Genomic DNA, 21,176 nt, shown 5'->3' on the forward strand with positions numbered 1-21,176 from the left:
TAATCAAATATATAAAAAAAGCAATATAAAAAATTATACTATTTTTTTTATTAAAATTATTTTAATACTAATTGTTCCGATAATATTTACAATGGATGATAATATTGAATTAGATATAGTGCATACACCTGTTATGCTTAAAGAAGTTCTGAGCTTCATACCAAATGATGCTAAAATAGCTGTTGATGCTACATTAGGTGAGGGCGGACATACTAAGGCAATGCTAGATTTAAATCTTGAAGTGCATAGCTTTGAAAGAGATTCAGCAATTCTTGAAATAGCTAAAAAAAGACTTAAAAATTATGATAAGTTTCATTACTATAATAATACTTATGATAAGATGATGGAAGAATTAGATGATAGTATAATTGGTAATGTTGATTTTATGCTTTATGATTTAGGGGTGTCTTTATTTCATTTTAAGAAAGCTGAAAGAGGTTTTTCTTTTAAAGATAATGTTATGCTTGATATGAGGCTTGGGATTAATGATAAAAGTGCTTATGATATTATAAATGGATACAGTGAAGAAGAATTGGAGAGGATATTTAGAGATTATGGTGAGATGAGTAATGCTAAAAAAATGGCAAATATTATAGTAAGGGAAAGAAATAGAAGAAAAATAGAAACTTCAAGAGAATTAGAAAATATTATATTTCATAATACAGATAAATCTCAAAGATACGGCAAAATTCACCCGGCAACTTTAGTTTTTCAGGCTATAAGAATAGAAGTTAATGATGAGCTTAATATACTTGAAAAATCAATATTGAATATACCTTCTATACTCAAAAAAAATGGTGTAGTTGTAGTTATGAGTTATCATTCTTTAGAAGATAGAATAATAAAAAGATTTTTCAAAGAAAATGAGAAAACTAAGAATAAAGAGGGTATATTTAAACTTCTAAATAATAAAGTTAAACTTCCGACAAATGAAGAGATAAAATCTAATCCTGCCAGCAGAAGTGCGAAGATGAGAATAGCTCAAAAGGTATAATTTTGGAGATAAATATGAATGAAAAGAAGCAAAATGTAGATAAAAAAGAAAAGAAAACTTACTCTATAGGATCGCTTTTTATAGTTATAATATTATTCGTGATAGTAATCAGTATTTTTACATTTGCAAGAAATGTTAAAGCTAATGAAATACTTATAGAATTGTCAAAATTAGATAATGAAATAGAGCGTTTAGAAAAAGAGGTTAAAGTACTTAGTGCTGAGGAAGCAGAATATTCATCTCCTAACAGATTTATAGAAACTGCTATAATAAACGGATTTACATCTGTAAGCGGTGATAATAATGATATACTTTATTTAAAAATAGAAGATGAAAATAATAATCAATAATTATTTGCTATATCTGGTTTTTTCTTTTCTATTTGAGCTATTAATGCTTTGTCTAATTCTTTAGCACTATTATATCCCATTTGTTTTAATCTGTAATTTTTGGCAGCAGTTTCTATAAGTATGCATACATTTCTTCCTGAGCGAACAGGTATTTTTTGATAAGGTACCTCAGTATTTAATATATTATAAGTTTTGTCAAATAATCCCATTCTGTCATATTGTTCATCATCTTTCCAATGTTCAAGTTCTATTATTAAATCAAGTCTTTTTTTATCTCTAATAGCACTCATGCCTGAAAGCCTGCTTATATCAACTACACCGATTCCTCTAACTTCCATATTATGCTTTATGTATTCGTTCTTTCTTCCTATTATTCTGCCGTCTTTTAATTTTTTAAATTCAACTATATCATCGGATATAAGTCTATGTCCTTTCGATATAAGCTCTAAAGTGGCTTCACTTTTTCCAACGCCGCTTTTACCTAAAATTAAAACGCCAACACCGAAAACCTCTACTAATCCGCCATGTATAGTAAAAGATTCCATGAATTCTTCCTCTATTAGGGCTTCTATTCCCCTAATCATATCAGATGTTTTTAATTCGCTTATTATTACGCATATATTATTTTTTTTAGCTATTTCCAAGAACGATTCAGGAGGATTTATATTGTAAGTGAATATGCATATAGGTATTTGATAACTAAGCATTTCTTCAAATACATCTATTTTATTTTCTTCATCTAAAGTTAGAATATAATTAGCTTCGCCTTTTCCTAGTATTTGTATTCTTTCGTATGCAAAATCTTTGAAATACTTAAATAATGCCATACCCGGTCTATTTATATCATAGCCTAATATTTCATTTTCCATTCCTATAAGACCGGTTAAGCGTCTTATTTTCAGAGCATTATTTTTAGCTTCATTAAGTTCAAAGAATTTAGATACTGTTATTTTAGGCATTATATTTTCATTTCCTCTTTAGCAATAAGTTCCATAATCTCTTCAGGTTTTTCAACATTGATAAGTTTTTCCAAGAAATGAGGATTATCTCTTAGTATTTTTGCTATTGCAGTAAGAACTTTTAAATTTTCGCTGGCTGAAGTTTTTGGGGCTAGAAGCATAAAAACGGCAAATACTTTTTTCTTATCTACAGATTTATAATTAATTCCGTTTTTTACAGTTGCTACACTAAGTACAATATTGCTTACAGCATCAGTTTTGGCATGAGGTATTGCTATACCGTTTCCCACACCTGTACTCATTAATTGTTCTCTTGCCATAATGGCATGTTCAGCATCATCTTTGCTTACAAGTAATTTGCATTCATCTAGTCGCTCAACCATTTTAGAGAGAAGACGCTCTTTATCCGTTTCCTGAACATCTATCATTATAGAATCTTTATTAATATAATCTATTAAACTCATTATTATTCCCTCCAAAATGGTAATTATAAATTATAAATTAGATATCAAACATTCTTATTAGAACAAATGAATTATCAGATTCTTTATACAAAGCTTCTGCCTGTTCTGTTATGCTGCTTATGTAAACAACAAATTTTTTATCAGTGTTTTCTGTAAGATAATTTACAGCTTCACTCACATTATATTCTTTTATCAAATAATTTTCACTTTTGCTTGCATCTATGTGATTGTCAGGAGTTACACTAACTTCATCTATATTCCAATATTCTTCATTATTGTTGTATACTTCAAATACTTTATTATCATTGCCTTTAAATAAGAATACAGGAAATTTTCCTATTTTTATACTGAATAAATCCTCTCCTTGTTTAATAGGTAAATAAGCCATATAAGGTTTTTTCTCGCTATTAAAGTGCAATACAGCATCAAGTTCATCTAAAGGTTTTTCGTATATTCCAACAGAATTGATTGAATAAGAATTGTCATCTTCTTCTGCCTGTACTGATTTATCTACAACAGCTCTTTGACTTCTGTCTATATTTATTTCTTTAGATTTTCTTATTTCTCTTTCTATCTTTTGAAACATAGTATCTATTGCTACATACAAATCTTTTTCTTTTTCTTTATCATGAAATACTTTTTTACCGAAAGCTATAGTTCCCTGTACAGTATATTCGCCATGCATATAGTCGCAAATAATATTGGCATCTATTATTCTGTCTGCATGTATTTTGATATTTTGCATCTTATTTGCTATGTGTTCTCTGACATTTTTAGTGATTCTTACATTCTTTCCAATAATATTTTGATGCATAAAGTCTCCTTTTGTTTTATCTGTTTCTTGATGAAAAAATATTCATACTTTTTCTATATTTAGCTACGGTTCTTCTTGAAATGTCAATACCTTCACTTTTGAGTATCAGTCTGACTTTTTCATCACTTAATTTTGCCTGAGAGTTTTCTATAATTCTTTTTATAATCTCTTTAACGCCCCTAGAACCAAGTCCTCCGCCGACGGCTCTAGAGAAAAAATATTTTATAGAAAATGTACCCCAAACAGTGTTAAGATACTTACCATTAGCTATTCTGCTTATGGTGGATTCGCTTAAACTCACCTCCAAAGACATATCTTTTAAAGTTAATGGCTTCATAAACTCTTTTCCATACTCAAAGAAATTTATCTGAAATTTAAGCAGAGCTTCGCCTATTTTTAATAAAGTTTTTTTCCTATCATTATAGGCATTTATAAGGCTTTCAGCTTCTTTCTTTTTTTCTTTTAAAAAGTTTATGCTATCTTTACTTTCTTCTCTATCTAATAGTTTAATATATTTTTTACTAATTTTCAAGTGGGGTATAAAAGTTTCATCTGTTTTTACAATCCAATGCTCATTTTCCTTAAAGATAAATAATTCCGGTACTATATATTTAACGGATGATGTATCATATTCTCTGGCAGGGTAGGGCTCTAATGTCTGTATTAATTTTAAAGCCTTTAATACTGTATTAACTTCTATATTTAAATTCAAAGCTATTTTTTCGTAATTCTTTTTTGATAACTCATCTAAATAATTTTCTACAATCTTTATTGCCGTATCATATATAGCTTTATCATCATCTTCCTTCTGCTTCATTTTTAATTGTATAGAAAGACATTCGTTAATATTTTTTGCCCCAACACCGTAAGGATCAAATGTTTTTATTATAGAAATTATTTTTTCTATTTGTTTTATGTCGGCATTTAATATATTGGAAATCTCTCCGCTTTCAATAGTTAAATATCCGTCTTCATTTATAAAACTGCATATTTGTTCTGCCAGCTCTATTTCTTTTTTATCATTAAAAGTAATATCTATTTGACTTTTTAAATGAGAAAATAGACTCTCTTTTGAATTTTCTACCGTATTTTCTATTATAGAATTAATATCGTTTTCTGATGCCGCCGATGAGGATTTTGAATAATTATCATTAAAGTCATACTCTAAAAATGGATTTTCTTCCATTGCTTTTTCTATCTTTTCTTTAAGCTCTATTGCCGGCAGTGATATAACATCAAGCCATACTCTAGTTTGATAATTAAGTCTTAAATCATTTTTGATTGCAGTTCTTGTTTTTATGTAAGTGTTTGATGATAAAGAATTATTAATCATAAAAACCTAAAGATAAATAATAAATCATTGTACTAATAAATCTTCTTTCTATATCAAAAGGAGAAATTATCTTGCCAAATTTATTATATTTTTCTAATTCATAAAATTTGATGCTTTCAATCAATACATCTTCATCATACATACTGCAGTCTATTTCGCATATTATTTTTAGAACATTATCTGCCATATAGTAAGATACATATTCATTATAATACTCTATTTTTATATTTAATTCCTTAGATAATTTATCCATATATTCTAATGATAATTTTTGCCCTTTAAAAGAAATTATAGAATTATTTTCTACATCAGTGTCTTCTAATATATATCTTTTTATTTTAATCTGTTCTACAGGCTGCTCTATCTCATATAATTCCAATTGATAATACCAAGTTTTGTAAGTATCTTCACCTGAATCAATAGGGTGATATAAAGTTATATAGCATTTAATTTGTTTAGGAAGTTCATATAAATCTTCATCTATAGAAATTAAAGAACCATCTTCCATATATCTGAAGCAGTCTATCAAATTTCCTTCTTCATCATAAACTCCCCATATAAATGCCAATGTGAAATACTGCATTACAGGATTTTCTACAAATACTTCAAAAAATGTTTCATAATCCCATTTTCTGCCGTTAAACATAACTTTTTTTAATTTTTCTTTTTGATATGTTATAATAGCTTCAAGTGAATTTCTTATATTAGCTAAATCTTTTTTTGCTTCTTCTGCTTTTGTTTTATCGTCTCCTTCTATAGGTTCTGGGAGTTCTTTTATTATTTTATGATTTTCATTATCTATTACTTCCAAATAAGAATCGCTTAAAAGCTGAAGTGTAAAACTTTGCTTACCGTAATTTATTATTTTATTTCTCTCTACATTAAAGCCTAAATTAGGTATAACTTTATCGAATAAATTATCAATAGGTATATTCAAACACTCAGATGCCTTCTCAAAAGATGATATTGCAGCATTTTTTAATACCTTATTTTTAGACATGTATATGATGTTATTTATTATCATTAATGCAAACTTTTCGCCGTTCATAGCTATTGCCGGTATTATATATGCCGCTAAAGATGATTTGAAATTATCATGCCAATATTCTATTCTGTCGTATAAACTTGCTATTTGATTATAGTCAGCATAAATACAGTATGGTATAATAATATTTTTTTTGTTTTCATCGCATCCATTATCAGACCAATATTTATATATTTTTTCAAATGCACTTCTAAGAGAATACATGTCAAATAAATCTATTATTCTGTCTATATCTTTTATTCTATAAGGCTCATCAAGAAGCATATATTCAATCAATATATATTTCATAACTTTTACAGGTATTTTGATACTTTTATCACTTCTAAGAAGCACATCGGATATTAAATTCTCATCTACAAAATCTATTAAATTCTCATAATCATCATCATAATAATCATCTATATATTGATTTATATCTTCAAGAGTTTTGAATTTAAATCCTTTTCTATTACAATTCCATTTTTTTATTATTTTTTTTAATTCAAATTGAACCTCTTTTCTATAAGCATGTATGCTGCTTTCAATATATGCTCTGGAATTATATTCATCTTCTTCTATTAACCTTAAAGCACATTTTATTATATCTTTATTTTTTAAATGAAGTACATAGCAAATAGCAGAATAATTTGTGAATCCTGCTTTATCTTTTTTATATAGAAGTTCTAAAAAATCTATTAGGGCATAACTTTTATATGAAGCTGCTTTCAAAAATGTTTTATCATGAAACATTTCTATTGTGTAATCAGCATTTTTAGTAACCAGCTTTAATATATATTTTGTGCTGAAAATGTAAATAGGGTAGGTATATAGATATGTTATTATTAAGTCTTTTAAATCTAAATCATATCCCTGTAAATAATCCAATATCTCTTTTAATTTAATATTATAGAATTCCTTTCTGTCTTTAATCATTAAAGGTATAGCCAAATTATACGGTAATGATTTCAATAAAGCACGAACTACTTTTCTAGCCTTTTCATTGTAGTCATACATAAGAACTATTATTTTTGTTGTAAATATTAATTCTTTGCTTATATTAACAGATAAATCATATTTATTTATAGTTTTATTTTCTAATAATTCAAATATATTATCAGATTTTATATCGTATATTTTTTCTAATTCTTTTTTTATGTTTTCTATAAAATAATCTATATTATTGTCAAGCACTGTAATATCTGCATTATCATCTTTGGCATTCAAAAGTACACAATTTAATACTGCTTTTATTTCTATGATATATGGTATTTCAACTTCTTTTAGTATATTATAGAGTTTATAAAATGATTCTTTATCTTTGCTGTATAAAGTTTTTATTCCTTCAAATACTTTACTTGAATTTACTGATAAATTTGTATCTAAATATTTTATAAGAAATATAAAATATTGCGGTATATTAAAATCTGAAAGATCATGTATAAATTCATCAAAACTTTTATTTGCAAATTTTTCACTGAAATTCTTTCTTGTTAAAAAAAACAATCTCATCATATATGCCAAATTTATAAATAAATCCTTATTTTCATTAAGCATATTATTTTCTATTAATTCTATAAATCTCTTTGGTATACTATCATCTATATTTAATATAATGAAAAGAGAAAGTATAGAATCTAAATAATTTACTTTTTTTGAATATTCTAATATAACAGGTATTTTACTATAATCACCAAAATATATCTTTATAGTTAAAGCCATCAAAGCTATTAATATATTATCTTCATACTCTTTTATGATGTCATCGATATTTGATGAGCATATATTTTCTATGTATTGTTCTGTTTCCTTAGGAAAATATTTTGAAGCATAATAATAATATATAAGTATATTAATTTTAGCATTCATTATTTCGTTTGAAATAGGATTTATATTATATGAATATTTTTTGTAGTCTCTGTTCCAATCATTGATTTTTTTCATAGATATGCATTTAAGCAATGCTTCTTTGATATTCATACCTGATATTATATTGATGATAAGTATTTCAAAAATGTATATATTTTCTATTTTTTGCATAGATATAACTTTGAATAATCTGATTAAACTATCATTTTGCTTATCATTGACATATAGATCTAATAAATTTGAATATATTATATGATTATTAGAAATTGTAAATTTTATTTCTTCGGTATTAAAATTTATGCTGTCATTTTCATTATTGACATATTTTTTTATATCATCTTTATACGGATGATTTTTAAAAATATCATCTATATAATTTTCTATAATACTCATAAGAAATAATCCCAAAAATATAATAGATACTATATCATATTTTCAAAAAAAAATGAATAATAAAAGTGTAATAAATTAGTTTATTATAAATACAACTTTACAATTTTTTATAGCATTTTTTAGGTTAGGGCTGCTCATAATTATACTTGCATCCTCATTACCTATAACTAAATCACTTGAAAGTCTTCCTCTGGCTCTCCATGCTACAATATTATAAGGGTTTTTTCCTAGTGTATTTGTAATATTTTGATTTGTAAGGAAAGAATTTGTTGAATATGTAATATATCCATTTGTAGATGCTATAGATTTATTTATATATGCTAAACTATATATTTCATTTCCGTCTTCATCATATACTGTAGGAAATAATGAAGGTACAAAACCTATATTTCTGGCATCTATGACAAGACTGTCATAATCTGTACCTGCATCGAAATATGTTACTATAGGTTCTGGTTTATACATATGTATATTATTTATTAAATCTGACATAAGATTATTTGTTATGATATCTAATGCCATAAGGACTTTAACGCTTGTTCTTGTAGGATATGATATACCTACTAATCTGGCATTATTTATAGAATTTACTACTTTTTCTTTTAAAAATCTATTTTCTTCTATTATGCTGTAGATATTGTATTCGCTGTCTATAGGTATATTTCCTAATGTATCATATAATGTTTTCATAGTTTCTTCTTCAGCCTGCTGCTGTAATATTAATAATGCTTCAGGGTGTAGACGGGTATCTGTAACAAAATCGGCTGTTGCATCTGCATATATAGTATATGTAGTATAATCAACTCTTCCTTCTCCTATATTAACTAATATATTATTATTAGTTAAAGATAGATATTGAGGGAAAAGAAGCATATTTATAGTAATAAATAGTAAAATAACCTTGATATTCATATAAACTCCAATATACTGTAAATATTCTCGGTTTATAAAAAAAATACTTAAAGGTATTTTTTATAAGTTATCTTCTTTTTTCTAACTTTTGCAGATAATTTGATACATTTATATAGCCATTGTATTTCATAACTTCATAAGGCTTTAATCCTATTGAGTTAACATCTGTATAATTCATATTGTTATAAATAAGATATCTAGCTGTATCTATTTTTGTAGCATAAAACATAGCATTCTGACCCCAATCATCTTTTTCATTAATATCAACTTTCAAATCTTCTACTAAATACTTTATTAATAAAAGATGTTCATTTTCAACAGCATACATAAGAATAGTTTTTCCCAATATATCTCTTTTATTAATATCAGCACCTTTTTTTATTAGAAGTTTTACTGAATATAAATCCCCATACTCGCAGGCATAATGAAGTGCTGTTTTTCCATTATTGTCAGCAATATTTATATCAGCATTATTGTTTATAAGTAGATTCATTATATATGGGTAATGTGAAGAAAGTATTAAAGCATTTTCTCCATTAGCATTTGTCATAGATATATCAGCATTTTTTTCTACTAAATAATCAGCTAAATCATAGTATCCTATAGCTGCTGCCTCCATAAGCAGAGTGTTGCCGTTTTTATTTACAGCATTAATATCTCCGTTATTATCCAAATATTTGTTGATTCTTTCTATAATATCAGATAATTGATTTTTATGATTTATATAATCAAATATAGTGGGCTTTTTTGGAATATTGGAATATTCTATATTTTCATAAGTTTCATAATCTGCAGCATCTATTATATTATCAAATGAATTGGGCATCAGACATTGGCATATTATTAACATTAAAATAAAATACTTTTTCAAATAAATCTCCTAAATTATTTTAATTATATTATTATTTATTTCTAACTTTTTCAAGTTCGTTAAGCATGAACTCCAAATCTGCTATGACTTTATCTTCCTCTTTTTGATTCCTTAAAATATAAGCAGGGTGATAAGTAGCTATAACAGGCACATCTTTTCCATTATTATTGTAGTAATGTACTTTATTTCTAGCTTTTCCGAAAGGCGTTTTTAAGTCAAAATCTATTAAATTACCGAATCCATGACGGCCTAATGCACATATTATTTTAGGATTAAGTATCTGTAATTGACGCACAAAAAAATCTCTGCAATTAGCTTTTTCTTCAGGCAAGGGATCTCTGTTTTCAGGAGGACGGCATTTCAGAGCATTCATTATATAGTATTTTTCTTTATTTATATTAAGTCTTTCAATCCATTTATCAAGAAGTTTTCCTCCTCTACCAACAAATGGAAGTCCTTGTTTATCCTCATCTGCTCCCGGTGCCTCTCCTACAAATACTATATCAGGCTCTTCATCACCGCGTCCGAATACTACATTTAATCGGCTATTGCATAATGTCTCACATTTCATACATTTTTCCACTTCATCATATATCTTTTTTAAATCTTCATTTTTTATTTCTTTCATTGATTCCATACCTTTATTAATATCTTTTTCTTCTTTTTTTACTGCTTGCTGTGCTTTTTTGGGATTTCTTAATATTATTTTTTTATTGTGCTGGCTGAATACAACATTTGAGAATTTTATTTTATTATGCTGTAAAAAATAGTTTTCTATTTTGTTCATATTAATAAATCCTAAATATAATTTTTAAAACATTGTTTATATTATATAATAAAATGGAATTTATTAAAAATTTTTTATTTTTTAGAATTGCATGACTTTATATATTAGACTGCTTATTTTTATATGTATATTATATGTATTAGCATAATGGAATACTGAGTATTTATAATTTTTTTATTTCTTCTATACTTAAGCCTGTTAATTCACTGATGAGATTTAAATCCATATCTCTAGCTTTCATATTTTTAGCCATAGATATTGCTTTATTTTTTTCGCCTTGTTCTATTCCTTCTTCTTTAGCTTTCTTTAAATCCAATTCTAGACTTTTGTCAAAGAAATATGTATCTACTTCACGTTTTTTATATTTATCCATTACAGGAGTGTTATTTATAAAAGTACAGCATTTTTTTTCGACTTCTTCAAATATAGTATTTTCTTTTATTAAATTTGACATATCTTCTCCTTTAAAGAATTTTACCCAAGAAATGAATTCTTTATGTATATTATCAAGATTTTCTATTTTTTTATTAATATCTTTAAAATTGAATTTTGGAAGCTCTACAAAATGTAATTGACAATGGTCTATGAGAATTTTATTATTATTTAATTCTTTTAAAACATAGCAGCTATGAACTTTATCTTCATCTGTTAAAATAAAATTTGTAATATTAATACTTACAGTTGGTTTTAGTTCATCATAAAAAGCCCCTTTGTTTAAACTACTGCTGTAATTATAAGCCCAATAATATAAAGCTCTTTTTATAAAATCTTCATTTCCTCTAGCTTGAATTTCTATTAAAACAGTTATATCTGTTTCTGTAGTTGCTTTTATATCAAGACGACTGTCCACCTTCGGTGCTATAGATTCTTTTTCATCGTAATTTTCTGCTATGTTAAATGGGTTTAATATTTCTATTTTCTTAAAAGTTTCAAAGCCTAAATCTTTAAATACAGAATTAATGAAATTTAATGCTATGTTTTCATTACCTTTATGTGAAAATAAATAGCGTATAAAGTAGTCATTAGTTCTATTTAAATTATCTATTGTAACTGTTTCATTTAATATTTGCTTTAATTTTTCTAAATCTTTCATAACTTTATTATACTAAATTAACTATAAAGTTACAAGTTTAATCATCAAAATTTAGTTTCTATTTCTTTGAGCTTTTTTTAGAATACCTGTAATTTTTCTAAGTTTAAAATACTCTGCCCTATCTAAAGCAGTATCTCCATGGTTATCTTCTATATTTACATCGGCTCCTTTTTCTACTAGAAATTTAACATATGGTTCAGCAAACCTTGATCCTGATGATGCACAAGCCCAAATTAAAGAAGTGTATCCATTATAATCTTGAGCATTAATATCTGCACCTTTTTCTAATAAAACTTCAGCTAATTTTATACGATATTCCTGAAAACTTTTATTATTAAAATTACCTTCACCCATACCAAGATATATCAAAGGAGTATATTCTCGTTTATTCTTTATGTTTACATCAGCACCTTGCTCTATTAAAAAATTAGCTATTTCAAAGTCTAATATATCAATACTGCCTTCATCTGAAGTATCAAGAGTTTTATTTAAAGCTGTGTCTCCTTCATTATCTTGGGCATTTATATTGGCATTTTTTGAAACTAAATATTTTATTACATCTATATTTCTTTCATGACTATACTCACATGCTGATATTAAAGCAGTACTTCCTCCTTTATAAAAGTTTACATCAGCACCATTTTCCACTAATAATTTTACTGTTTCTAAATTATTTACACCATATATTAAGGCTGTATTTCCATAATTATTGAAAGCATTTATATCAGCACCTTTTTGTATTAGAAGTTCTACCACTTTTATATTATGAAGTTTGGAAGCATACATTAAAGGTGTCTCTCCATCCTCATTTGTTACATTTATATCAGCACCATTATTTATTAAATATTCTGCAACAGATGAATTTTCATTATCTAATGAGAGTAATAGGGGAGTTACTACTGATCTATATTCAGAATGTGTTTTGGCATTTACATCGGCACCTTTTTCAACTAAAAATTTAACCATATCATAGTCATTTCTTAAAGCTGCTATCATTAAAGGAGTATAATCATAACCAGCAGGATAATCCTCCCCAGCCTTTATTCTTGATTCTAAGTCAAAACCATTTTCTACTAATACTTTAAACATTTCTCTATTTGGTGTCAATCCTTCTAAACTATAAGCTGCATTAAGAAGTGATGCTCCATAATTGTCTTTAGTATTTACATCAGCACCATATTTTATTAATAAATTAAATATTTTTTTAGCATTTTCTAGCATTTCTTCTTTTCCATAATGATCATAGCGAATATTATAATATAATACAGTGTTTCCATCATTATCTTTAGTATTTATATTGGCACCATTTTCTAATAAAAATTTAACCATTTCATAGCTTCCTATCATAGCAGCTCTCATTAATGCTGTATAACCATATTCATCTTTTGTGTTTATATTGGCACCTTGTTGTATAAGTAATTTTGAAATATCAAAATTATCATTAGCAATAGCAATCATTAAAGCTGTTTTGTTTTCATTATTTGCTGTATTAGGATTGGCACCTTTATCAAGCAAATATTTAACCATATCATAATCTTTTTTATAAACAGCAATCATTAAAGGAGTATAATCATAATCAGATCTATCCGCCTTTATTCTTGACTCTAAATCAAAACCATTTTCAACTAATATTTTAAACATTTCTTTATTTTTATCAAAAGATTCTGAAATTCTATAGGATACATCAAGAAGAGATGCTCCTTCATCGTTTTTGGTATTTATATCAGCACCGTATTTTATTAATAAATTAAGTATTTTTATAGCATTTTCTCTTTCATTTTTTTGTCCGCTACTATTATGCTGAATACTATAATATAATGCAGTTTCTCCTCCTATATCTCTAATGTTTACATCAGCACCATTTTCTAATAAAACTTCAGCCATTTCATAATTTGTATTTCTAGCAGTATACATTAATGCCGTAGCACCTGCTTTATCTTGAATATTGACATCAGTACCTTCTTCTATAAGTAATTTTGCTATATCATCATATCCTCTTACAGAAGCATTTATTAAAGCCGTTCTATTATAAGAATCTAATGCATTACAGTTTGCACCTTGCTCTAAATATGATTTAACTTTTTTTATATTATTATTTTCTACGGCGGAAAATAACGATTTATCTAAAGTTTTAGAATACAAAAGAATATTAAATAAGAATAATATAATAAATACTTTTTTCATATATACCCCTCCATGCGTATCGCATTAATTGATTATAAATTGAAAATTATTTTCTGTCAATTAAAATGGATTTTATTAAATATGAAATTAATGAATTTGTTTTATGCTTTTTAATGATGTTTATCATAATAAGAAATTTTTATTATAGTTTTATTTTTATATTATAAAAAATTATTAGCTGAAAATATATAGACGCTTTAGGCGAATTTGCTATATGCTCATAATTTTTTATTATAGTTTTTCTATTTCTTCTATCATTTATAAAAAACTTGTGTTAATAAGCTCCTGCCATTCTAATGAATGTCAGGCACTCACAAGTTTTTTATTTCTTCTATCATTTATAAAAAACTTGTTCGTTAATAAGCTCCTGCCATTCTAATGAATGTCAGGCACTCACAAGTTTTTTATTTCTTCTATCATTTATAAAAAACTTGTTCGTTAATAAGCTCCTGCCATTCTAATGAATGTCAGGCACTCACAAGTTTTTTATTTCTTCTATCATTTATAAAAAACTTGTTCGTTAATAAGCTCCTGCCATTCTAATGAATGTCAGGCACTCACAAGTTTTTTATTTCTTCTATCATTTATAAAAAACTTGTTCGTTAATAAGCTCCTGCCATTCTAATGAATGTCAGGCACTCACAAGTTTTTTATTTCTTCTATCATTTATAAAAAACTTGTTCGTTAATAAGCTCCTGCCATTCTAACGAATGTCAGGCACTCACAAGTTTTTTATTTCTTCTATCATTTATAAAAAACTTGTTCGTTAATAAGCTCCTGCCATTCTAACGAATGTCAGGCACTCACAAGTTTTTTATTTCTTCTATACTCAATCCTGTGTTTTCGCTTATAATTTTTATATCTATTCCTGCATTTTTGAAGCTTTTAGCTATAGATATTGCTTTATTTTTTTCGCCTTGTTCTATGCCTTGTTTGATTCCTTCTTCAATTCCTAATCTTCTTTCTTCTTCAAGCATTATTTGATTACCATATAGATATGCTTCTCTTTTATCATATTCATTCATCATTAATCTATTTTTAATAAAATTATTGTATCTTTTTTGTACTTCTTCCATTATAGGTTTTTCTTTTACTAGATCGGACATAATAACCTCCTTATTATCTTTTTCTTTCATTGTGAAAAATTTTAACCAGCAATTTAAATCGGGCTGTAATAAATCATATTTAAATTTTTTTAGTTCAATTATATGAATTTGCAGATGATCCGTTAATAATCTATTATTAATAGTATCATAAATCATATAGCATGAATGAATATTATTTGAGTCATCTAAATTGAAATTAAGTAAATTAATACTAATTACAGGAGTTAAGGCATCATACTTTTCTCCATGTTTTAATAATTTACTGTAATTTGAAGCCCAATAATATAGTATGCGTTCTGGAAATCTTGAATTACCTTGTAACTGTATTTCTATAATTACAACAGTACCGTTTTGAGTTATACATTTAAAATCAACTATAGTTTCTTTATCTTTATAATTTTCTTTATAGTTAAAAGGTGTAAGTATTTCTACAGCTCTAAAAGTTTTCATATTAGAATCAAGCATTATAGAATTAATAAAGTCAAGCAGTATTAAATTACTGTCTGATGATGAGAATAGATATCTCACAAAATAGTCATTTAAAACATTAATATCTCTCATAACCTTATTATACTAAATTAACTATAAATGTAAAGCTAATGTTTAAGTCATAAATTAACAAGCTATTTTTTAATAAGTTTATTAGTGGTAAAATAAAAATAGTATTATCTAAAGAATTTTTTATCTAAATATTCTTTTGAGAGCCTTAACACAAAAGGTCTTCCATGAGGGCAGTTTGTAAGTATATTTTCTTCTTCAAGCAAATCAAGTAATGTCTGCATATCGCTGTTTGAAAGTTTATCTCCAGCCTTTGGTGAATATTTGCATGATATAGTAGAGCAAGTGTGTTTTATTACTTTTTCTAAATTATTATTGTCGCCTTTATTTATATATATGTCTAAAATGTCTTTTATTATTTTTTCTATTTTTTGATTTCTAGGAATGTATATTGGTATATCTTCTATTATAATGCTATGCTTTGAATTGGCTTCAAATTTTATTCCTAATGATTCTATTGATTCTTTTGAGGCATTTAAAATATCAATTTCATAATCTCTGTACTCAATTTCACAAGGTATAAGGAGTTTTTCATATTCTATTTTTTTCGACATAAGAGTTTTGTATATTCTTTCATAATTAAGCCTTTCATAAGCGGCATGCTGATCTATTATGTACATTTCTCCGCCTCTTTCAGCCACTATGTATGAAGAAAATACCTGTCCTATGGCTCTTGTATACTCTCCAAATTCTATATTATTAGTGCTAAAATTATTGCTATTTAAATTTATTTCTTTATTAGTATTATTTTCTTCTATTATATTGTCATTGTTTTCTACATTTAAATCATATTGAGCATAATTATTATTAGAATAGTTTGTATTATCATATTTTTTTTCATTTGATGATTCAGTATTATAATTTGAAGTATTATATGTATTGTAATTATTATTCTGTATAGGAAAAGTAGGGGTTATATCTTTATCAATATCTACTTCTATATTAACAGAATCTAAATTGCTTCCTGAATTTATATTATTTACTATAGTATTATACAGTATACCTGAAATCTCCCTCTCATTTTTTATTCTCACTTCTTTTTTACTAGGATGAACATTCACATCTATTTTACTGCTGTCAATATTTATGTATAAGAAAAAGAAAGGGTATCTCTCTTTAGGTATAGCATTTGAATATGCATTTTTTATTGCATAAGCAAGAACTCTATTCTCTATAGGTCTGTTATTTAAGAATATAAAATTATTTTTTCTTATGGATTGGCTTATTTTTGAGTTAGAAAATAAACCGTATATTGATACATCATCTCTTTCTATTTCGATTTCTATTAAATTTCTAAATACATTGTTGTCAGAGAGATAATTTTCTATTCTTTCTTTTAAAGTGTCAACTTTTATATATGAACTTACAACTTTGCCATTATTTTTAAGTTTCATAGAAATTTGAGGCTGAACTAATGCTTCCATATCGAAAACTTCTTTAACAAGGAAAAATTCTCTTGAAATATGCTTAAGAAATTTATATCTTGCCGGTATATTAAAGAATAAATTTTTAGCTATAATTTTTGTACCCTGCGAAGCAGCAGCAGGTTTATGTTCTATTATCTTACCTCCTTCTACTACTATTTTTCCCCCATTGCTTTCTTCTACACTTTTTGAAACTATTTCTAAATTAGTAACATCTGATATAGATGCTAAAGCCTCTCCTCTAAAGCCTAATGTATATATTGAATCCAAATCTTCTATAGAATGTATTTTACTTGTAGCATGATGAGTTATAGCCAGAGGAAGTTCATTGAATCTTATTCCGCTTCCGTCATCTTCTACAATCATAGATTTAATTCCAGCTTCTTCTACAGAAACCTCTATATTCGAGGCCCCAGAATCTATTGCATTTTCTAATAATTCTTTAAGCATAGATGCAGGTCTTTCTATAACTTCTCCGGCAGCTATACGATTTGCTACAGATTGAGGCAGTTTTATAATATTTTTAATCATAGTATTTATATTTTATCATAAAAACTAATAAAAAGATATAACAAATTATTATATACATAATATGTATGTATGATATGTTAATATATAGTAATATAATTTTTTTTGTAACTATATAATACTAAAGCAGTTATTTGACTCTTTTATTATTTGTAATTGGTTAAATAATATACTATTATTGTTTATAATAAAAAAAATTAATATTTAATTGAATTTAATAAAAAAATGTACTATAATAAAAGCAACACATTGATATTTTAAATATGAATGTGAAAATTAATAATTCTTTGGAGATTAAAAATGTCTAGAAAAATAGTAATAGCAAGTGCCTGCCGTACAGCAATAGGAAGTATGGGCGGATCTTTAAGCACAGTTCCAGCTGCTGAACTTGGTGCAATAGTTATAAAAGAAGCTTTAAATAGAGCTAAAGTTGCTCCTAATCAAGTTGATATGGTATATATGGGTTGCGTTATACAAGCATCACAAGGTCAGAATGTTGCTCGTCAAAGTTCTATAAAAGCAGGCTTACCTGTAGAAGTACCTGCTATGACAATAAATGTTGTTTGCGGTTCAGGACTTGATGCAGTAAATATAGCTGCTAATATGATAGCTGCTGGAAATGCTGACATAGTAGTTGCCGGCGGTACTGAAAATATGTCATTAGCACCTTATGCACTTAAAAAAGCTCGTTATGGTTACAGAATGGGTAATGATACAATAATGGATACTATGGTTAATGATGCACTTTGGGATGCATTCAATAACTATCACATGGGTATAACAGCAGAAAATGTTTGTGATGATTGGAAACTTACAAGAGAAGAATTAGATGCATTTGCTGCTAATTCTCAGCAAAAAGCTGTTAAAGCTCAGGAAGCTGGTGCTTTCAAAAAAGAAATAGTACCTGTAACTATTAAAACTAAAAAAGGCGATATAGTATTTGATAAAGATGAAGGTCCAAGACCTGGAACTACAGTAGAAAGTTTGGCTAAATTAAGACCAGCATTCAAACCGGACGGCGGAAAAGTAACAGCAGGTAATGCTTCTAGTATCAATGACGGAGCTGCTGCAGTAGTAGTGATGAGCGAAGAAAAAGCTAAAGAATTAGGTATTAAACCTATGGCTACTTGGATTGCAGGCGGTTTAGGCGGTGTTGAACCTAGAATTATGGGTATCGGACCTGTTGCTGCTACTAAAAAATTATTGGCTAAAACAGGATTAACTATTAAAGATTTCGATATTATTGAATCTAATGAAGCTTTCGCTGCTCAGTCAGTTGCAGTTGGTAAAGAATTAGGTATTGATGTTGAAAAACAGCTTAACCCTAATGGCGGTGCTATAGCTTTAGGACACCCAGTAGGTGCTTCAGGCTGCAGAATTTTAGTTACTTTACTTCATGAAATGGAAGCTAAAAATGCTAAAAGAGGTCTTGCTACTCTTTGTATCGGCGGCGGTATGGGCTGTGCTACTATAGTAGAAAGAGAATAGTATTTTTGTTTAAAATATAGATAGTGTTTAGTCTGATTTATTAATGATAAATAACTTTTAAATAATTAAGGTTATTAACTATTAGCCTTTGTATTATTTCTTCAATACAAAGGCTAGTATATAATATAAAAATTATGGGTTATGATAATATTTTAGTGATAAGGAGAAAAAATGGAATTCATTAAATATGAAGAAAAAGGTATGATTGGTATTATAACCATAAGCAGAGAAAAAGCTCTTAATGCCCTAAATTCTCAGGTTTTAGATGAAATCGAAAAAACTTTTGATTCTGTAAATATTAATAATATAAGATGTTTAATATTAACAGGTGCCGGCGAAAAATCGTTTGTTGCAGGTGCTGATATATCTCAAATGAGTACATCTAGTAAAGCAGAAGGCGAGGCTTTTGGTAAAAAAGGAAATGATGTATTTAGAAAAATAGAAACTTTTCCTATTCCTGTAATAGCTGCTATTAATGGATTCGCTTTGGGCGGAGGATGTGAAATAGCTATGAGCTGCGATATTCGTATTTGTTCTGACAATGCTATATTTGGTCAGCCTGAAGTAGGACTTGGTATTACTCCTGGTTTCGGAGGTACTCAAAGACTTCCTAGAATAGTTGGCGTAGGCATGGCTAAACAGATAATTTATAGTGCTAAAAATATTAAAGCTGATGAAGCATTGAGAATAGGACTTGTTAATGCTGTTTATCCTCAAGCAGAACTTATGGCTGCTGCTGAAAAATTGGCTAATTCTATAGCTGCTGCTGCTCCTATAGCTGTAAGAAATTGTAAAAAAGCTATTAATGAAGGCTTACAAGTTGATATGGACAAAGCTATCGTTATAGAAGAAAAATTATTTGGCGATTGTTTTGAAACTGAGGATCAAAAAGAGGGTATGAAAGCTTTCTTAGAAAAAAGAAAAGTTGAAAAATTTGTTAATAAATAATAAAATATTTAAAGCTATAAACCTTAGGCTTATAAATAATAAATTTTATTGTCAGCTAATCTAAATTGAGTTTATAGCTAGAATAATAAAAATTAAGGAGTTATAAAATGAAAGTAGGTGTAATTGGTGCTGGTGCTATGGGTTCTGGTATAGCACAAGCTTTTGCTCAAACAGAAGGTTATGAAGTTTATTTGTGCGATATAAAAGAAGAATTTGCTGCTGGCGGTAAAGAAAAAATTGCTAAAAGTTTTGCTGGAAGAGTAGCTAAAGGTAAAATGCAGCAGGCTGATGCTGATAAAATTTTATCTAAAATTACTACTGGTTTAAAAGAGATTTGTAAAGATGCAGATTTAATTATTGAAGCTGCTTTTGAAAATTTAGAAGTTAAAAAAACAACATTCTCTGAATTACATAAAATTTGTAAACCTGATTGTATATTCGCTTCTAATACTTCTTCTCTTTCTATTACAGAAATAAGTTCAGGAATAGGAAGACCTGTTGTAGGTATGCACTTCTTCAATCCTGCTCCTGTTATGAAATTAGTTGAAGTTATTTCAGGACTTAATACTCCTAGAGATGTAGTTGAAAAAATCATTAAAATATCTGAAGCAATAGGAAAAACTCCTGTAGAAGTTAATGAAACAGCTGGTTTTGTTGTTAACCGTATACTTGTTCCTATGATTAATGAAGGTATTGAATTATATTCTATGGGCATTGCTTCTGCTGAAGGTATTGACAATGCTATGAAATTAGGTGCTAATCACCCAATGGGTCCTCTTGCTTTAGGAGATTTAATTGGTCTTGATATAGTTCTTGCTATTATGGAAGTTCTACAAAGAGAAACAGGCGATCCTAAATACAGACCTAGTGCTTTACTTAGAAAAATGGTTAGAGGCGGATTGCTAGGACAGAAAACAGGAAAAGGTTTCTACGATTATAGTAAGAAATAATATTATTTTTACTCATTTGTATCAAAATGCGGGTAAGATATGCTAATTATCTTCCCGTATTTTTTTATTTGAGTTTTATATATAAAAACTAAAGATAGCATTTATTACAAAAAATCTAATTAATTAATAA

17 protein-coding genes are annotated in these 21,176 nt (G+C 27.2%); 5 read left to right on the plus strand and 12 right to left on the minus strand.

Annotated elements, in window-relative coordinates; translation table 11 throughout:
• Window positions 1–91: 91 nt before the first annotated feature.
• Complete coding sequence (rsmH, locus tag BHAMNSH16_RS12570; RefSeq protein WP_008727238.1) at window positions 92–994, plus strand: 16S rRNA (cytosine(1402)-N(4))-methyltransferase RsmH; 903 nt, start codon at window positions 92–94, stop codon at window positions 992–994.
• Between the two features lie 14 nt (window positions 995–1,008).
• Window positions 1,009–1,344 carry a protease SohB gene (locus tag BHAMNSH16_RS12575; RefSeq protein WP_008727239.1) on the plus strand — a complete coding sequence of 112 codons (336 nt, stop codon included), beginning with the start codon at window positions 1,009–1,011 and terminating at the stop codon, window positions 1,342–1,344.
• Here BHAMNSH16_RS12575 and hprK read toward each other — a convergent pair.
• From hprK to mutL, 12 genes are all read right to left on the minus strand, one after another.
• Window positions 1,338–2,303: an HPr(Ser) kinase/phosphatase gene (hprK, locus tag BHAMNSH16_RS12580; RefSeq protein WP_008727240.1), complete on the minus strand. Its 966-nt coding sequence runs from the start codon at window positions 2,301–2,303 to the stop codon at window positions 1,338–1,340. The genes BHAMNSH16_RS12575 and hprK overlap by 7 nt on opposite strands.
• The gene (locus BHAMNSH16_RS12585) at window positions 2,303–2,767 is read right to left on the minus strand and encodes a PTS sugar transporter subunit IIA (RefSeq protein ID WP_008727241.1); all 465 of its coding nucleotides are present in this window, start codon (window positions 2,765–2,767) and stop codon (window positions 2,303–2,305) included. The genes hprK and BHAMNSH16_RS12585 overlap by 1 nt, the downstream gene beginning before the upstream one ends.
• Before the next feature lie 37 nt (window positions 2,768–2,804).
• The gene (hpf, locus tag BHAMNSH16_RS12590; RefSeq protein ID WP_008727242.1) at window positions 2,805–3,581 is read right to left on the minus strand and encodes a ribosome hibernation-promoting factor, HPF/YfiA family; all 777 of its coding nucleotides are present in this window, start codon (window positions 3,579–3,581) and stop codon (window positions 2,805–2,807) included.
• A gap of 16 nt (window positions 3,582–3,597) precedes the next feature.
• Window positions 3,598–4,914 (minus strand): RNA polymerase factor sigma-54, encoded by a 1,317-nt coding sequence (gene rpoN / locus BHAMNSH16_RS12595; protein ID WP_008727243.1) that lies wholly within the window; start codon window positions 4,912–4,914, stop codon window positions 3,598–3,600.
• A complete protein-coding gene (locus BHAMNSH16_RS12600) occupies window positions 4,907–8,197 on the minus strand; it encodes a DUF4132 domain-containing protein (protein ID WP_069731754.1) in 3,291 nt (1,096 codons plus the stop codon). Before BHAMNSH16_RS12600 ends, rpoN begins: the two co-directional genes overlap by 8 nt.
• Window positions 8,198–8,272: 75 nt before the next feature.
• Window positions 8,273–9,109 carry a hypothetical protein gene (locus BHAMNSH16_RS12605; protein ID WP_069731753.1) on the minus strand — a complete coding sequence of 279 codons (837 nt, stop codon included), beginning with the start codon at window positions 9,107–9,109 and terminating at the stop codon, window positions 8,273–8,275.
• Window positions 9,110–9,176: 67 nt separating this feature from the next.
• Window positions 9,177–9,935 (minus strand): ankyrin repeat domain-containing protein, encoded by a 759-nt coding sequence (locus BHAMNSH16_RS12610; protein ID WP_008729760.1) that lies wholly within the window; start codon window positions 9,933–9,935, stop codon window positions 9,177–9,179.
• A gap of 76 nt (window positions 9,936–10,011) precedes the next feature.
• Window positions 10,012–10,767 (minus strand): uracil-DNA glycosylase, encoded by a 756-nt coding sequence (locus BHAMNSH16_RS12615; protein ID WP_069731752.1) that lies wholly within the window; start codon window positions 10,765–10,767, stop codon window positions 10,012–10,014.
• 163 nt (window positions 10,768–10,930) lie between these two features.
• The gene (locus BHAMNSH16_RS12620) at window positions 10,931–11,860 is read right to left on the minus strand and encodes an Rpn family recombination-promoting nuclease/putative transposase (RefSeq protein ID WP_069731751.1); all 930 of its coding nucleotides are present in this window, start codon (window positions 11,858–11,860) and stop codon (window positions 10,931–10,933) included.
• A gap of 51 nt (window positions 11,861–11,911) precedes the next feature.
• Window positions 11,912–14,044, minus strand: coding sequence for an ankyrin repeat domain-containing protein (locus BHAMNSH16_RS12625; RefSeq protein WP_008732895.1), 2,133 nt, complete (start codon window positions 14,042–14,044; stop codon window positions 11,912–11,914).
• A gap of 803 nt (window positions 14,045–14,847) precedes the next feature.
• Window positions 14,848–15,711, minus strand: a complete 864-nt coding sequence (locus BHAMNSH16_RS12630; RefSeq protein WP_069732009.1) for an Rpn family recombination-promoting nuclease/putative transposase — start codon at window positions 15,709–15,711, stop codon at window positions 14,848–14,850.
• A gap of 104 nt (window positions 15,712–15,815) precedes the next feature.
• Window positions 15,816–17,663, minus strand: a complete 1,848-nt coding sequence (mutL, locus tag BHAMNSH16_RS12635) for a DNA mismatch repair endonuclease MutL (RefSeq protein ID WP_008730330.1) — start codon at window positions 17,661–17,663, stop codon at window positions 15,816–15,818.
• A gap of 297 nt (window positions 17,664–17,960) precedes the next feature.
• Here mutL and BHAMNSH16_RS12640 point away from each other — a divergent pair, with 297 nt between their 5' ends.
• The 3 genes from BHAMNSH16_RS12640 to BHAMNSH16_RS12650 all read left to right on the plus strand — a co-directional run bounded on the left by BHAMNSH16_RS12640 (window position 17,961) and on the right by BHAMNSH16_RS12650 (window position 21,046).
• Window positions 17,961–19,148, plus strand: coding sequence for an acetyl-CoA C-acetyltransferase (locus tag BHAMNSH16_RS12640; RefSeq protein ID WP_008730329.1), 1,188 nt, complete (start codon window positions 17,961–17,963; stop codon window positions 19,146–19,148).
• Window positions 19,149–19,319: 171 nt separating this feature from the next.
• A complete protein-coding gene (locus BHAMNSH16_RS12645; RefSeq protein ID WP_008730328.1) occupies window positions 19,320–20,096 on the plus strand; it encodes an enoyl-CoA hydratase-related protein in 777 nt (258 codons plus the stop codon).
• A 107-nt stretch (window positions 20,097–20,203) separates the two neighbouring features.
• Window positions 20,204–21,046 carry a 3-hydroxyacyl-CoA dehydrogenase family protein gene (locus BHAMNSH16_RS12650; protein WP_008730326.1) on the plus strand — a complete coding sequence of 281 codons (843 nt, stop codon included), beginning with the start codon at window positions 20,204–20,206 and terminating at the stop codon, window positions 21,044–21,046.
• Window positions 21,047–21,176: the final 130 nt, after the last annotated feature.

The sequence above is a fragment of the Brachyspira hampsonii genome (assembly GCF_002214805.1).
Classification (GTDB): domain Bacteria; phylum Spirochaetota; class Brachyspiria; order Brachyspirales; family Brachyspiraceae; genus Brachyspira; species Brachyspira hampsonii.

Coding starts and splice junctions, on each gene's coding strand:
- rsmH (WP_008727238.1), top strand. CDS start 92: ATGGATGATAATATTGAATTAGATATAGTGCATACACCTGTTATGCTT.
- BHAMNSH16_RS12575 (WP_008727239.1), top strand. CDS start 1,009: ATGAATGAAAAGAAGCAAAATGTAGATAAAAAAGAAAAGAAAACTTAC.
- hprK (WP_008727240.1), bottom strand. CDS start 2,303: ATGCCTAAAATAACAGTATCTAAATTCTTTGAACTTAATGAAGCTAAA.
- BHAMNSH16_RS12585 (WP_008727241.1), bottom strand. CDS start 2,767: ATGAGTTTAATAGATTATATTAATAAAGATTCTATAATGATAGATGTT.
- hpf (WP_008727242.1), bottom strand. CDS start 3,581: ATGCATCAAAATATTATTGGAAAGAATGTAAGAATCACTAAAAATGTC.
- rpoN (WP_008727243.1), bottom strand. CDS start 4,914: ATGATTAATAATTCTTTATCATCAAACACTTACATAAAAACAAGAACT.
- BHAMNSH16_RS12600 (WP_069731754.1), bottom strand. CDS start 8,197: ATGAGTATTATAGAAAATTATATAGATGATATTTTTAAAAATCATCCG.
- BHAMNSH16_RS12605 (WP_069731753.1), bottom strand. CDS start 9,109: ATGAATATCAAGGTTATTTTACTATTTATTACTATAAATATGCTTCTT.
- BHAMNSH16_RS12610 (WP_008729760.1), bottom strand. CDS start 9,935: ATGCCCAATTCATTTGATAATATAATAGATGCTGCAGATTATGAAACT.
- BHAMNSH16_RS12615 (WP_069731752.1), bottom strand. CDS start 10,767: ATGAACAAAATAGAAAACTATTTTTTACAGCATAATAAAATAAAATTC.
- BHAMNSH16_RS12620 (WP_069731751.1), bottom strand. CDS start 11,860: ATGAAAGATTTAGAAAAATTAAAGCAAATATTAAATGAAACAGTTACA.
- BHAMNSH16_RS12625 (WP_008732895.1), bottom strand. CDS start 14,044: ATGAAAAAAGTATTTATTATATTATTCTTATTTAATATTCTTTTGTAT.
- BHAMNSH16_RS12630 (WP_069732009.1), bottom strand. CDS start 15,711: ATGAGAGATATTAATGTTTTAAATGACTATTTTGTGAGATATCTATTC.
- mutL (WP_008730330.1), bottom strand. CDS start 17,663: ATGATTAAAAATATTATAAAACTGCCTCAATCTGTAGCAAATCGTATA.
- BHAMNSH16_RS12640 (WP_008730329.1), top strand. CDS start 17,961: ATGTCTAGAAAAATAGTAATAGCAAGTGCCTGCCGTACAGCAATAGGA.
- BHAMNSH16_RS12645 (WP_008730328.1), top strand. CDS start 19,320: ATGGAATTCATTAAATATGAAGAAAAAGGTATGATTGGTATTATAACC.
- BHAMNSH16_RS12650 (WP_008730326.1), top strand. CDS start 20,204: ATGAAAGTAGGTGTAATTGGTGCTGGTGCTATGGGTTCTGGTATAGCA.